This is a genomic window from Xanthobacter flavus, from assembly GCF_017875275.1.
Classification (GTDB): Bacteria; Pseudomonadota; Alphaproteobacteria; order Rhizobiales; family Xanthobacteraceae; genus Xanthobacter; species Xanthobacter flavus_A.
The window spans coordinates 3057845-3070346 of record NZ_JAGGML010000001.1 but is presented as its reverse complement, the minus strand read 5'-3'; the positions used below and the strand labels follow the sequence as shown (position 1 = coordinate 3070346).

The following is a 12502-nucleotide window of genomic DNA, read 5'->3' as shown; positions in this document are numbered from 1 at the left end:
CTTCTGCGCCTGCCCGGATCGCCGGAGAATTGTCCCAGCCCGACCGTGGATCGCCCGCACGTGGCGGGCGATGACAGACCGAAGGAATCGCCGCTCGGGCTCGGATCAGATGCGCGGAACGATGATCAGGCGCTCCACCGGCTTGCCGCCGAGCAGATGCGAGGACACGATCTCGTCGATGTCCTCGGGGGTCTTCGGCGTGTACCAGATGCCCTGCGGATAGACGACCATGATCGGCCCCGCCTGGCAGAAGCTCAGGCAGCCGGAGGAGGTCATCGCGATATCGCGGCGGCCGGAGGCCTCCAGCTTCTTGCCGAGACGCTCCCACAAAGGCTGCGCGCCGTTGGCGCCGCAGGAACCGCGCGGGTGCATGGGCGGCCGCTGGGTGAAGCAGCAGAAGACGTGATGGGTGTAGACCTGCGGAATGTCGAGGACTTCGGCTTCGGCGGCTTCGGACATGACGGCTCGCGGCTCGGTGGCGTTCCTTCGAGCCATTCAAAATGCATGCCGACCTATTCCAAGCTTTGGAAAATCTCTTTGAGCCAACAGCTTAGGACACACAAAAGCGCTGGCGCCCCCGAAGGGCGCCGGCGCTTATCGCTGTGCTGGCGGGAATGCGACACGCGCCCGGATGGCTCGCGCCCCTCTTACGCCTCCGGAGGGATCATTTGCCCGCGAACAGGCTGTCGAGCTTGCCGCCGGAGGCGAAGTGTGTGGCCTGCACCTTCTCCCAGCCGCCGAACACGTCCTCGACCTTCACGAGGCGGATGGGCGGGAACTGGTCCTTGAACTCGGCGACCACCTTCGGGTCCACCACGCGGTGGAAGGCTTTCGCTGCAAGCGTCTGCCCGGCGGGGGAATACAGGAACTCGAGATAGGCCGTGGCCGAGGCGCGAGAGCCGCGCTTGTCGACCACCTTGTCCACGACCGCCACCGGGAACTCGGCCAAAAGGCTTACGGGCGGCACGACGGTGAGCAGCTTCCTGTCGGGATAGAGCCCCTCGATGGTGCGCGTCTCGGCCTCGAAGGTCACGAGCACGTCGCCGGTGTCACGCTCGACGAAGGTGGTGGTGGCGGCGCGGCCGCCGGTATCGAACACGGGCACGTTGGAGAGCAGCTTCTTCACGAAGGCGTCGGCCTTGGCGGCGTCACCCTTGTTCTGCTCCAGCGCGAACGCATAGGCCGCGAGGTAGGTGTAGCGCGCGTTGCCCGAGGTCTTGGGGTTCGGGAAGATGACCTTCACATCATCGCGGACGAGATCTGACCAGTCCTTGATGTTCTTCGGGTTGCCCGCGCGCACGAGGAAGGCCGGGAAGGAATAATAAGGCGAGGCGGAATTGGGGAACTTCTTCGCCCAGTCCTTCGCCACATAGCCGGCCCTGGCCAGGGTATCCACGTCGATCACCTGGTTGAAGGTGACCACATCCGCCTCCAGCCCCTCGATGACCGCGCGGGCCTGACGGGACGAGCCGGCGTGGCTCTGGTTCACCGTCAGCTCCTGGCCGGTCTTCGACTTCCAGAAGGGGATGAACTCCGCGTTGATGGCCGTGAACAGCTCGCGGGAGATGTCGTAGGAGACGTTCAGGAGCGTGTTCGGCCCCTGCTGGGCCAGGGACGGCGCGGCGCCGAACGGAGCCACGGCCGCGCCGGCGAGCGCGGTGGCGAGGAGGGCGCGGCGGGTGATCATGGAACTGGCTCCCGAATTTACATTTCACATATGGTGAAATATGATTTTCACATGCACCGTGTCTAACATGTGAAATCGGGACTGTGAACCTCCGCAAAGGCGATACGCCTGAGAAAGTGACGTTCGGGAAGAGCGCGGCCCGCGACAGCGCCGCGGGCCGCAGGATCGACCGGCGATCAGAGGTTCAGCATCGCCATGGCCGCCGCCGGATAGCGCGTTCCCGCGATCGCATCCGGCGCGAACAGCGCGTCCAGTGCGGCGATCTCGTCCGGCGAGAGGCGGATGCGGGTCGCCGCCACATTCTCCTCCAGATACTTCTGCCGCCGGGTGCCCGGAATGGGGACGATGTTGTCGTCCTTGCCAAGGATCCAGGCGAGGGCGATCTGGGCGCTGGTCACGCCCTTGCCCGCCGCGAAGTCCTTGAGCGCTTCCACCAGCGCGAGGTTCGTCTTGAGCGCCTCGCCGCTGAAGCGGGGGTTGCTCCGCCGGAAGTCATCGTCCGCCAGCGCGTCAGGGCTGCTCACCGCGCCGGTGAGGAAGGAGCGGCCGAGCGGGGAATAGGCGACGAAGGCGACGCCCAGCTCCCGGCAGGCCGCCAGCATCTCCTCTTCCGGCTCACGGCTCCACAGGGAATATTCGATCTGCACGGCGGTGATGGGATGCACCGCATGGGCCTTGCGGAGCGTCGCCACCGAGCATTCGGACAGGCCGAGGAAGCGCACCTTGCCCGCCTCCACCAGCCCCTTCATGGCGCCCACCGTCTCCTCGATGGGCGTGTTGGGGTCGACGCGGTGCTGGTAATAAAGGTCGATGGTGTCGATGCCGAGCCGTTCGAGGCTGGCATCGCAGGCGGAGCGCACATAGTCCGGCGTGCCGGAAACACCGAGGCGCTCGCCGTTGGGGCCGCGCACATTTCCGAACTTGGTGGCGAGGACGACGCTGTCACGCCGCCCCTTCAGGAAGCGGCCGAGCAGGCGCTCGTTGTGGCCGACGCCGTACATGTCGGCGGTGTCGAAGAAATTTATGCCGAGGTCGAGAGCGGCTGCTAGGGTCGCGAGCGACTGTTCGTCGTCGCTCGGACCATAGAATTCGGACATGCCCATGCAGCCGAGACCGATGGCGGACACGGACAGGCCCGAACGACCGAGGGAGCGTTGGTCCATGGGGGACCTCATATGAAGGGGAGTGTAGGGATGCACAGCCAAGCGGATCCGCGCTGGCCATGAATGTAAACTACACCGTATAGTGTACTTATGTCAAGTGACATCCCCTCCCCGCCCCGCGCCGCCGGAACCGCTCCGGCCGACGGCCGCCCCCCACGCGACCGCCGCACCACCGTGCCGCGCATCCGCGGAGCCGCGCGCCGTTTGTTTCTGGAGCGGGGCTACGAGGGCACCTCCATGGATGCCGTGGCGGCGGCGGCGCCCGTCTCCAAGCGCACGCTCTACCAGCACTTTCCGGGCAAGGCGGACCTGTTCGCGGCGGTGATCGACGACGCCTGGTCCCATTTCACCCGCGCGCCCATCCTGCCCGGCGACACAGGCGGCGACCCCCGCGCCGTTCTGCGCGCCTATGTCGGGCGCCTGACCGAGCATTGGGAACGGCCGGACGTCGTGCCATTGCTGCGGCTGGTCATTGCCGAGGCTCCCCGCTTTCCGGAATTGTCCCAGGCCTATTTCGCCGTTGGGAAGGAGCCGGCGCTGAAGGGGCTCGGGGCCTATTTCGCCGCGCTCGCCGCCGAGGGCCGCCTCGCCACGCCGGACCCGCAGCTCGCGGCGGCGCAATTCCTTGGCGCCATCAAGGAGCCGCTGTTCTGGCCGCGGGTGCTTGGCGTGCCGGTGGCCTTCGATGCCTCCGCCGCCGTGGAGCGGGCCATCGACGGGGTGCTGAAGGACCGGTGAAGGCAGGGCATTTCGCCCCTTCCCTTGCCCCTTGGGCGCCCCCCTGCTAAGAGCCGCGCCATCCGCGGGATGCTCGCGGCATTCCTCTTCCATGAACAGACAGGACGGTCCCCCATGGCGATCGAGCGCACCTTCTCGATCATCAAGCCCGACGCCACGCGTCGGAACCTCACCGGCGCCATCAATGCCGTCATCGAGAACGCGGGCCTCAAGATCGTGGCCCAGAAGCGCATCCGCATGACGCGCGAGGAGGCCGAAACCTTCTACGCCGTGCACAAGGAGCGCCCCTTCTTCGGCGAGCTCGTGGCCTTCATGATCTCCGGCCCCGTTGTGGTGCAGGTGCTCGAAGGCGAGAACGCGGTTGCCAAGTACCGCGAAGTGATGGGCGCCACCAACCCGGCGAACGCCGCCGAGGGCACCATCCGCAAGCTGTTCGCCGAGTCCATCGAGGCCAATTCGGCCCACGGCTCCGACAGCACCGACAATGCCAAGGTGGAGATCGCCCAGTTCTTCTCCGGCAATGAAATCGTCGGCTGAGCTGGTATTGGATTAGGATTCCGCGGCGCGCGATCGAATTGGTGCGCCGCGGCATCCGGTTTTTGTTGAGCCCGCCCCACGGGCAGAATACCGTAGCGTCAAAATCCAAAATACGGCGCACCAGACGCAGAATACAATCTCGCGGTGACGCCGACGCTCTTTTGGCCCGGGGTAGGGAACATGGCGCTCGATTCACCAGTGCTCTGGCTGGCGCTGCTTCAGATCATTTGGATCAACGTCCTCTTGTCAGGCGACAATGCGGTGGTCATCGCGCTCGCCTGCCGCTCGCTGCCGCAGAAGGTGCGCCGCACGGGCATCGTCCTCGGTGCCGGCGTGGCGGTGGGACTGCGCATCATCTTCACCGGCATCGTCGCGACGCTGCTGGCGCTGCCCTGGCTGAAGCTCGTGGGCTCGCTCGCGCTCATGTGGATCGCGGTGGACCTCGCCGGCCCCGAAGAGGCGGGCGAAGAGGCCATCCAGTCCAGCGACAACCTCTGGAAGGCCGTGGGCACGGTGGCCGTGGCGGACATCGTCATGAGCCTCGACAATGTGGTGGCCGTGGCCGCCATCGCCGACGGCGACTGGTTCCTGCTGATATTCGGCCTGGCCATTTCCATTCCCCTCATCATCGCCGGCTCCTCGCTGGTGATGGCGCTCATCAATCGCTTCCCGCTGCTGGTCTGGGCCGGGGCGGCGCTGCTGGGCTGGGTGGCGGGCGACATGCTGCTGGGCGATGTCGCCATCATCGAGCGGCTGGGCGAGGCAACCACCCACCACCTTCACCGCATCGTCTCGGCCGCCGGCGCCGTCCTCGTGGTGGCTGTGGCCCTTGGCCTGCGCTGGTACAAGGGTCGGCGCGCGCCCCACAACGACCTGCCGGCCTGAATTGATTTTGAGGGAAAGGGGTCGCACGAGGCCCCTTTTTTCTGTCTCCGGTTTGCCGTAACGGAAGTTCTACCGCGTCATTTATGCGACGCGACATCATAGCATCCGTGCCCGCCGAACCGCCCCGAACGATAGCCTTACCGCCTGCACCCAATGGAGTGGACGATGGATTTCACCGCGCCGACCTTCTGGGTCGCCCTTCTGCAGATCATCTGGATCGACCTGCTGCTGTCCGGCGACAATGCGGTGGTCATCGCGCTCGCCTGCCGCTCGCTGCCGCAGAAGCAGCGCAAGTGGGGCATCCTGCTCGGCGCCGGCGCGGCGGTCGGCCTGCGCATCCTGTTCGCGCTGGCGGTCTCCTACCTTCTCGGCGTGCCGTTCCTGAAGGTGGTCGGCGGCCTGCTCCTGTTCTGGATCGCCATCAAGCTGGTCACCGACAACGGCGGGGATTCCCACGAGGTCGCCGCATCGGACAGCCTGTGGAAGGCCGTGCGCACCATCGCCATCGCCGATGCGGTCATGAGCCTCGACAATGTGGTGGCCATCGCCGCCGCGGCGCGCGGCCACTGGGAATTGTTCGTGTTCGGCCTGCTGCTCACCATCCCGCTCATCATCTTCGGCTCGCAGCTGCTGCTGTCGCTGCTCACCCGCTTCCCCATCCTGATCTGGTTCGGCGCGGCGCTGCTCGGCTGGATCGCCGGTGAGATGCTGGTGGGCGACGTGATGGCGCTCAGCTACCTGCAGCAGATCAATCCGGCGCTGGTGAAGGTGGCCGAGGACGGACTGCACCCGGCGGCCCTGCCCCACTATGTGGCAAGCACCATCGGCGCGCTCTTCGTGCTGGGGCTCGGCTACATCCTGCGCAACCGCAGTCGCGACCGCGCCACCGAGGCCGGGCACGGCGCCTGAGCCTTCCCTAGATAAGGTCTGAAAAGGGGGCGACGCCGCGCGTCGCCCCCTTTATTGTCTCTCGGCCATGAACGTCCATGCCCCGAACGCCTCGCACACCGCCCACAGCCCGGTTGCGACTCACCCCTCCGTCTGTCCTCATGACTGCCCGTCCGTCTGCGCCCTGAAGGTGGACGTGATGGCGGACGGCCGCATCGGCCGCGTGCATGGCTCGAAGGACCAGCCCTATACCGCCGGCGTCATCTGCGCGAAGGTCGCCCGCTATGCCGAGCGGGCGAACCACCCGGACCGTCTCACCCATCCCCTGCTGCGCACCGGCCCCAAGGGGTCCGGCCAGTTCACCCGCATTTCGTGGGATGAGGCGCTGGACCGCGTGGCCGAGGGCCTCCTGAAGGCCGAGCGGGCGCATGGGGCAGAGTCCGTCTGGCCCTATTATTATGCCGGCACCATGGGCCTCGTGATGCGCGACGGCATCAACCGGCTGACCCATGTGAAGCGCTATTCGCGCTTCTTCTCTTCCATCTGCGTCAATCCCGCCTGGAGCGGCTACATGGCGGGCGCCGGCCGCATCTCCGGCGTGGACCCGCGCGAGATGGCCTCGTCCGGCCTCATTACCCTGTGGGGCACCAATGCGGTGTCCACGCAGGTCAATGTGATGACCCACGCCATCCATGCGCGGAAGAAGCACGGCGCGAAGATCGCGGTGGTGGATGTCTATCGCACGCCCACCATGGAGCAGGCGGACATCCCCCTGCTCATCCGCCCCGGCACGGACGGGGCGCTGGCCTGCGCGGTCATGCATGTGCTGTTCCGCGACGGCCTCGCCGATCGCACCTATATGGACACCTACGCCCGCGACGCCGCCGCGCTGGAAGCCCACCTTGCCACCCGCACTCCGGAATGGGCTTCGGCCATTTGCGGCCTGCCGGTCGCCGAGATCGAGGCCTACGCCCGCCTGGTGGGCATGACCCCCGCCTCCTACTTCCGCATCGGTTACGGCTTCTCCCGCAGCCGCAACGGCGCCCTGAACATGCATGCGGTGGCCTCCATCCCGGTGGTGGCCGGCAGTTGGCAGCATGAGGGCGGCGGCGCGCTGCATTCCATGTCCGGCACCTATGGCTGGCGCAAGAAGATGATCGAGGGGCTGGACCGGCTCGATCCCACCGTGCGCGCCCTCGACCAGTCCCGCATCGGCCCGATCCTGATGGGCGAGGAGGACGCGCTGGCCGGCGGCGGCAAGGTGGCGGCGCTCCTCATCCAGAACACCAATCCGGTGGCGGTGGCCCCCGAGCAGGAGAAGGTGAAGCGCGGCTTCGCGCGGGAGGACCTGTTCGTCGCGGTCCACGAGCAGTTCATGACCGACACCGCGAAAATGGCGGACATCGTGCTGCCCGCCACCATGTTCACCGAGCATGACGACCTCTATGGCGCGGGCGGGCATCCCCACATCCAGATCGGCACCAAGATCGTCGAGCCGCCGGGCGAGTGCCGCACCAACCACGACGTGATCTGTGCTTTGGCATCCCGCCTCGGCGCCGAGCATCCCGGCTTCGGCATGACCGCGCGCGAACTCATCGACTGGACCCTGCGCGAAAGCGGCCGCGGCCCGGTGGAGGCGCTGGAGGAGGCCCGCTTCATGGACGTGGCGCAGGATTTCCGCGCCGCCCACTTCCTCGACGGCTTCGCCCACCGCGACAAGCGCTTCCACTTCGCGGTGGACTGGGCCAACCTCTCCTTCCCCGCGCCGGGCAAGTTCGGTCCCGTCGCCGAGATGCCGGCTTTGCCGGACCATTGGGCGGTGATCGAGGAGGCGGATGCGGAGCATCCCTTCCGCCTCGTCACCGCGCCGGCGCGCAACTTCCTCAATTCTTCCTTCACCGAGACGCCCACCTCGCAGGAGAAGGAGGGCGCGCCCTCCCTGCTGGTCCATCCCGATGACGCGGCGACGCTGGGCGTGGCCGAGGACGATCTCGTGGCGGTGGAAAATCCGCGCGGGCGGGTGGAACTGCGCGTCCGCCTGTTCGACGGGCTGCGGCGCGGCGTCGTGGTCTCCGAGCAGATCCAGCCGTCCGGCGCCCATCGCAGCGGGCGCGGGATCAATACGCTGACGGGGGCTGACCCGGTGGCGCCGGTGGGTGGCGCGGCGTTTCACGACAACAAGGTGCGGGTGGTGAAGATCGGGGCGTGAGGCTCTCACGCCCGACGACCACATAGTGTCAGCGCAAAGGAGAGCGGGCACCCCGCTCGTGAACTACACCCCCGGCGAAACCAGCGGCGGGAGGCCGCCCATGGCGCCGGTGATCTCCACCCGTTCGTCGGCGACCTTCAGGCGGCCGGCGGCCAGAAGCTCCAGCCCCTTGGGATAGATCACATGCTCCTGCGCCAGCACGCGGGCGGCGAGGACGTCCGGCGTGTCGTCGGCCTCCACGCCCACTGCGGCCTGGAGGATGATCGGGCCCTCGTCCATCTCGGCGCGCACGAAATGCACGGTGCAGCCGTGCAGGCGCACGCCGGCCTCCAGCGCCCGCTCGTGGGTGTGGAGGCCCTTGAAGCTCGGCAGCAGCGAGGGGTGGACGTTGATCATCCGGTTGCGCCAGCGCTCCACCAGCCAGGGGGTGAGGAGACGCATGAAGCCGGCGAGGCAGACGATCTCGATGCCCTCGGCCTTGAGATGTGCGTCGAGGGCCGCGTCGAAGGCGAGGCGGTCGGCATAGCCCTTGTGCGAGAGCACAAGGGTGGGCACGCCATGGTCCTTGGCGAAGTCGAGGCCGGCGGCGTCCTCCCGGTTGGAGAGGACCAGCGCGATCTCGGCCGGGAAGTCCGGCGCCTCGGCCGCCTTCACCAGCGCCGCCATGTTGGAGCCGCGGCCGGAGATGAGGATCGCGGTGCGTTTCGGCGCCGCCTCGCTCATGACGCGAACCCGAAATCGGCGGCCCCGTCATAAACCACATGGGCCGCGCCGGTGCCCGGCTCGATGACGCCGAGGCGGATGACCGTCTCGCCCGCGGCGGCGAAGGCGTCGGCCACCTCTTCCTCGCGCTCCACGGGAACCACCACGGCCATGCCGACGCCGCAGTTGAAGGCGCGCAGCATCTCTTCCGGCGCCACCGCGCCCACGGACGCGAGCCAACGGAAGACCGGGGGAACGATGAGGTTGGAAAGGTCAATGCGGGCGATGGTGCCGGCCGGCAGCACGCGTGGCAGGTTCTCGGTGATGCCGCCGCCGGTGACGTGGGCGAGCGCCTTCACCGCCCCGGTCGAGCGGATGACGGAGAGCACGCTCTTCACATAGAGCCGGGTGGGGGTGAGGAGCGCGGTGCCGAGGTTCTGTCCCCTGTGGAAGGGCGCCTCGTCGGTCCAGGCGAGGCCGGAGCGCTCGACGATGCGGCGCACCAGCGAATAGCCGTTGGAATGCACGCCGTCCGAGGCGAGGCCGAGGATCACGTCACCCGGCCCCACGTCCTTCTTCGGCAAAAGCTCGGTGCGCTCGACGGCCCCGAGGGAGAAACCGGCGAGGTCATAATCGCCGTCGCGGTACATGCCCGGCATCTCGGCCGTCTCGCCGCCGATGAGGGCGCAGCCGGCCGCCTTGCAGGCCCGCGCGATGCCCGCGACGATATGGGCGCCCACCTCCGGCGCGAGGCGGCCTGTGGCGAAATAATCGAGGAACAGCAGCGGCTCGGCGCCCTGCACCACGAGATCGTTCACGCACATGGCCACAAGATCGATGCCGATGGTGTCATGGACGCCGGTATCGATGGCGATCTTGAGCTTGGTGCCCACGCCGTCGGTGGTCGCGATGAGGAGGGGATCGGCAAATCCCGCCGCCTTCAGGTCGAACACGCCGCCGAAGCCGCCGATGTCCGCATCGGCGCCGGGCCGGGCGGTGGCCTTCACCAGCGGCTTGATGAGATCGACGAGCCGGTTGCCCGCATCGATGTCCACGCCCGCGTCGCGGTAGGAAAGTCCGTCCTGAGCCATAGGATCCCCGTCTTTGGGCGGGGCTTAGCCGCGAACGCGGGTCAAAGCAAGGCAGAGCGCCGGTCTTCGCCGTCTTGCACAGCCGGACGGCAGGCCCGAACCATGGCGGCGACCTGCGCCACGTCGTCCCGGAACGGTAAAGTCCGCCGCCAGACGAGGCCGATGGTGCGCGACGGCGCGGGATGGGGAAAGCGCAGCAGCCGCACGCGCGGGATGCTCCCGCCTTCGGAGGCGACGAACATCTGCGGCAGCAGCGTCACGCCCTGCCCGTTGGCGACCAGCTGGGCCAGCGTCGACAGGCTGGAGGCGCCGAAGCGCCGCAGCTGGCGGGCATCCACCTTGCGGCAGACGTTCAGCGCCTGGTCGCGGAAGCAGTGGCCGTCCTCCAGGAGCAGGAGATCGGCGGCGAGGATGTCCTCGGGCACCGCGGTCTCGCCCGGGAAGTCCGGCGAAGCCTCGGGAACGGCGAGAAGAAACGGGTCGTCGAACAGCGCCATCGTCTCCAGCGCCGGATGCTCCACCGGCAAGGAGAGGATGACGAGGTCGAGATCGCCATGGGCGAGATCGTTCACCAGTTGCTCGGTCTGGCTCTCCCGCAGCGCGATCTCCACGCCGGGCCAGCGCCCCGCCATTTCCGGCAGCAGGCGGGGCAGAAGATAGGGCGCGATGGAGGGGATGACGCCGAGACGCATCCGCCCTTCCAGCAGCCGCCCCCGGTCGCGGATGGTGCGCTCCATGTCGGCGAGGGCCGCGAGCACGCCCCGGGCGCGGGAGGCGGCCTCCTCCCCCACCGGCGTCAGGCGCACCCCGCTCCGCCCCCGCTCCACGAGGCGCACGCCGAGGGCCTCCTCCATCTCGCGGATCTGCATGGAGAGGGCCGGCTGGGTCACGGCGCACTCCTCCGCCGCACGGCCGAAATGGCGGTGGCGAGCAAGGGCATCGAAGTAGCGAAGCTGACGGGTGGAGAGCACGCGATAAGTTTATCTTATCAAAAATTCAATGCAATCTGATTTGTCCTTATTCCAACTGACGGCCATGCTGCGCCCCGGTTGATCCGCAGCCGTCACGGCGCAGGTCCAAGCAGGGAGCCCTTCATGACGCGACCCACCCTCACCACCACGGCCGGCAATCCCATCGCCGACAACCAGAATTCCCTCACCGCCGGCCCGCGCGGCCCGGTGCTGATGCAGGATTACCAGCTCATCGAGAAGCTGGCGCACCAGAACCGCGAGCGCATTCCCGAGCGCGTGGTCCACGCCAAGGGCTGGGGCGCCCACGGCACCCTCACCATCACCGGCGACATCTCGAAATACACCAAGGCCAAGGCGCTCCAGCCCGGCGCGCAGACGCCCATGATCGCCCGCTTCTCCACGGTGGCCGGCGAACTCGGCGCGGCGGACGCCGAGCGCGACGTGCGCGGCTTCGCGCTGAAGTTCTACACACCCGAGGGCAACTGGGACCTCGTGGGCAACAACACGCCGGTGTTCTTCGTCCGCGACCCCTACAAGTTCCCGGACTTCATCCACACCCAGAAGCGCCACCCCAAGACCAACCTGCGCTCGCCCACCGCCATGTGGGACTTCTGGTCCCTCTCGCCGGAGAGCCTGCATCAGGTGACGATCCTGTTCTCCGACCGCGGCCTGCCCGTGGGCGTGCGCAACATGAACGGCTACGGCTCGCACACCTATTCCTTCCTCAACGAGGCCGGCGAGCGCTTCTGGGTGAAGTTCCACTTCAAGACCCTGCAGGGCCACAAGCACTGGACCAATGGCGAGGCCACCGAGGTGGTCGGCCGCACCCGCGAATCCACGCAGGAGGATCTGTTCAGCGCCATCGAGCGCGGCGAATTCCCCAAGTGGAAGGTGCAGGTGCAGGTGATGCCGGAGCTGGATGCGGAGAAGACCTCCTACAATCCCTTCGACCTCACCAAGGTGTGGCCGCACGGCGAGTATCCGCCCATCGACATCGGCGTGATGGAGCTGAACCGCAATCCGGAGAATTATTTCAACGAGATCGAGCAGGCGGCCTTCTCGCCGTCCAACATCGTGCCCGGCATTTCCTTCTCGCCGGACAAGATGCTGCAGGCCCGCATCTTCTCCTACGCCGACGCCCACCGCTATCGCCTGGGCACGCATTACGAGCACCTGCCGGTGAACGCCGCCAAGTGCCCGGTGCACCACTATCACAAGGACGGCGCCATGCGGTTCTTCCCGCAGATGACCGGGAACACCGACGCCTATTACGAGCCCAATTCGTTCAACGGCGCCGCCGAGGATGCCAAGTATGCCGAGCCGCCGCTGGCGATCTCCGGCGACGCGGAGCGCTACAGCCACCGCATCGGCAATGACGACTTCTCCCAGCCGCGCGCACTGTTCGAGCTGTTCGACGCCGGCCAGCGCCAGCGGCTCTTCAGCAACCTCGCGGCCGGCATGTACGGCATTCCGCAGGAGATCGCGGACCGGCAGATCGCGCTCTTCACCAAGGTCCACCCGGAGTATGGGGCGGGCGTGAAGGCGGCGCTGGAGCACGAGACCCGCGCCAAGGCGGCGGAAACGGCGCAGCAGCAGAAGAACCCGTCCGGCCCCGTCGCCGCCGAGTGAGG

The 12502-nt window shown here is 67.4% G+C and carries 12 protein-coding genes; 6 read left to right on the top strand and 6 right to left on the bottom strand.

Translation table 11 applies throughout. The features are described from left to right. Positions 1-105 precede the first annotated feature (105 nt). From J2126_RS14660 to J2126_RS14650, 3 genes are all read right to left on the bottom strand, one after another. On the bottom strand, positions 106-459 hold the full coding sequence (locus J2126_RS14660; RefSeq protein WP_209487655.1) for a (2Fe-2S) ferredoxin domain-containing protein: 354 nt from the start codon (positions 457-459) through the stop codon (positions 106-108). Between the two features lie 205 nt (positions 460-664). Further along, entirely contained in the window at positions 665-1687 is a 1023-nt protein-coding gene (locus J2126_RS14655) for a sulfate ABC transporter substrate-binding protein (RefSeq protein WP_209487654.1), read from the bottom strand. 176 nt (positions 1688-1863) lie between these two features. Further along, the gene (locus J2126_RS14650) at positions 1864-2850 is read right to left on the bottom strand and encodes an aldo/keto reductase (protein ID WP_209487653.1); all 987 of its coding nucleotides are present in this window, start codon (positions 2848-2850) and stop codon (positions 1864-1866) included. A gap of 90 nt (positions 2851-2940) precedes the next feature. Here J2126_RS14650 and J2126_RS14645 point away from each other — a divergent pair, with 90 nt between their 5' ends. From J2126_RS14645 to J2126_RS14625, 5 genes are all read left to right on the top strand, one after another. Beyond that, entirely contained in the window at positions 2941-3588 is a 648-nt protein-coding gene (locus J2126_RS14645) for a TetR/AcrR family transcriptional regulator (RefSeq protein WP_209487652.1), read from the top strand. A gap of 114 nt (positions 3589-3702) precedes the next feature. Next, the gene (gene ndk / locus J2126_RS14640) at positions 3703-4125 is read left to right on the top strand and encodes a nucleoside-diphosphate kinase (protein ID WP_209487651.1); all 423 of its coding nucleotides are present in this window, start codon (positions 3703-3705) and stop codon (positions 4123-4125) included. A gap of 180 nt (positions 4126-4305) precedes the next feature. After that, on the top strand, positions 4306-5010 hold the full coding sequence (locus tag J2126_RS14635; protein WP_209487650.1) for a TerC family protein: 705 nt from the start codon (positions 4306-4308) through the stop codon (positions 5008-5010). Between the two features lie 165 nt (positions 5011-5175). Then, complete coding sequence (locus J2126_RS14630; RefSeq protein ID WP_209487649.1) at positions 5176-5919, top strand: TerC family protein; 744 nt, start codon at positions 5176-5178, stop codon at positions 5917-5919. A gap of 67 nt (positions 5920-5986) precedes the next feature. Beyond that, a complete protein-coding gene (locus tag J2126_RS14625) occupies positions 5987-8107 on the top strand; it encodes a molybdopterin-containing oxidoreductase family protein (RefSeq protein WP_209487648.1) in 2121 nt (706 codons plus the stop codon). A 63-nt stretch (positions 8108-8170) separates the two neighbouring features. On the opposite strand, the gene purN is transcribed toward J2126_RS14625, so the two are convergent. The 3 genes from purN to J2126_RS14610 are packed head-to-tail and all read right to left on the bottom strand — an operon-like array spanning position 8171 to position 10871. Further along, positions 8171-8830: a phosphoribosylglycinamide formyltransferase gene (gene purN / locus J2126_RS14620; protein WP_209487647.1), complete on the bottom strand. Its 660-nt coding sequence runs from the start codon at positions 8828-8830 to the stop codon at positions 8171-8173. Further along, entirely contained in the window at positions 8827-9900 is a 1074-nt protein-coding gene (purM, locus tag J2126_RS14615) for a phosphoribosylformylglycinamidine cyclo-ligase (RefSeq protein ID WP_209487646.1), read from the bottom strand. Before purM ends, purN begins: the two co-directional genes overlap by 4 nt. Before the next feature lie 41 nt (positions 9901-9941). Further along, positions 9942-10871, bottom strand: coding sequence for a LysR substrate-binding domain-containing protein (locus J2126_RS14610; RefSeq protein WP_209487645.1), 930 nt, complete (start codon positions 10869-10871; stop codon positions 9942-9944). Positions 10872-10994: 123 nt separating this feature from the next. On the opposite strand from J2126_RS14610, the gene J2126_RS14605 reads away from it, so the two are divergent. Then, positions 10995-12500: a catalase gene (locus tag J2126_RS14605; protein ID WP_209487644.1), complete on the top strand. Its 1506-nt coding sequence runs from the start codon at positions 10995-10997 to the stop codon at positions 12498-12500. Positions 12501-12502 lie beyond the last annotated feature (2 nt).

Excerpts from the sequence above, each read along its gene's own strand:
- J2126_RS14645 (WP_209487652.1), top strand. The coding sequence starts at position 2,941 with ATGTCAAGTGACATCCCCTCCCCGCCCCGCGCCGCCGGAACCGCTCCG.
- purM (WP_209487646.1), bottom strand. The coding sequence starts at position 9,900 with ATGGCTCAGGACGGACTTTCCTACCGCGACGCGGGCGTGGACATCGAT.
- J2126_RS14635 (WP_209487650.1), top strand. The coding sequence starts at position 4,306 with ATGGCGCTCGATTCACCAGTGCTCTGGCTGGCGCTGCTTCAGATCATT.
- J2126_RS14630 (WP_209487649.1), top strand. The coding sequence starts at position 5,176 with ATGGATTTCACCGCGCCGACCTTCTGGGTCGCCCTTCTGCAGATCATC.
- J2126_RS14625 (WP_209487648.1), top strand. The coding sequence starts at position 5,987 with ATGAACGTCCATGCCCCGAACGCCTCGCACACCGCCCACAGCCCGGTT.
- J2126_RS14605 (WP_209487644.1), top strand. The coding sequence starts at position 10,995 with ATGACGCGACCCACCCTCACCACCACGGCCGGCAATCCCATCGCCGAC.
- J2126_RS14660 (WP_209487655.1), bottom strand. The coding sequence starts at position 459 with ATGTCCGAAGCCGCCGAAGCCGAAGTCCTCGACATTCCGCAGGTCTAC.
- ndk (WP_209487651.1), top strand. The coding sequence starts at position 3,703 with ATGGCGATCGAGCGCACCTTCTCGATCATCAAGCCCGACGCCACGCGT.
- J2126_RS14650 (WP_209487653.1), bottom strand. The coding sequence starts at position 2,850 with ATGGACCAACGCTCCCTCGGTCGTTCGGGCCTGTCCGTGTCCGCCATC.
- purN (WP_209487647.1), bottom strand. The coding sequence starts at position 8,830 with ATGAGCGAGGCGGCGCCGAAACGCACCGCGATCCTCATCTCCGGCCGC.
- J2126_RS14655 (WP_209487654.1), bottom strand. The coding sequence starts at position 1,687 with ATGATCACCCGCCGCGCCCTCCTCGCCACCGCGCTCGCCGGCGCGGCC.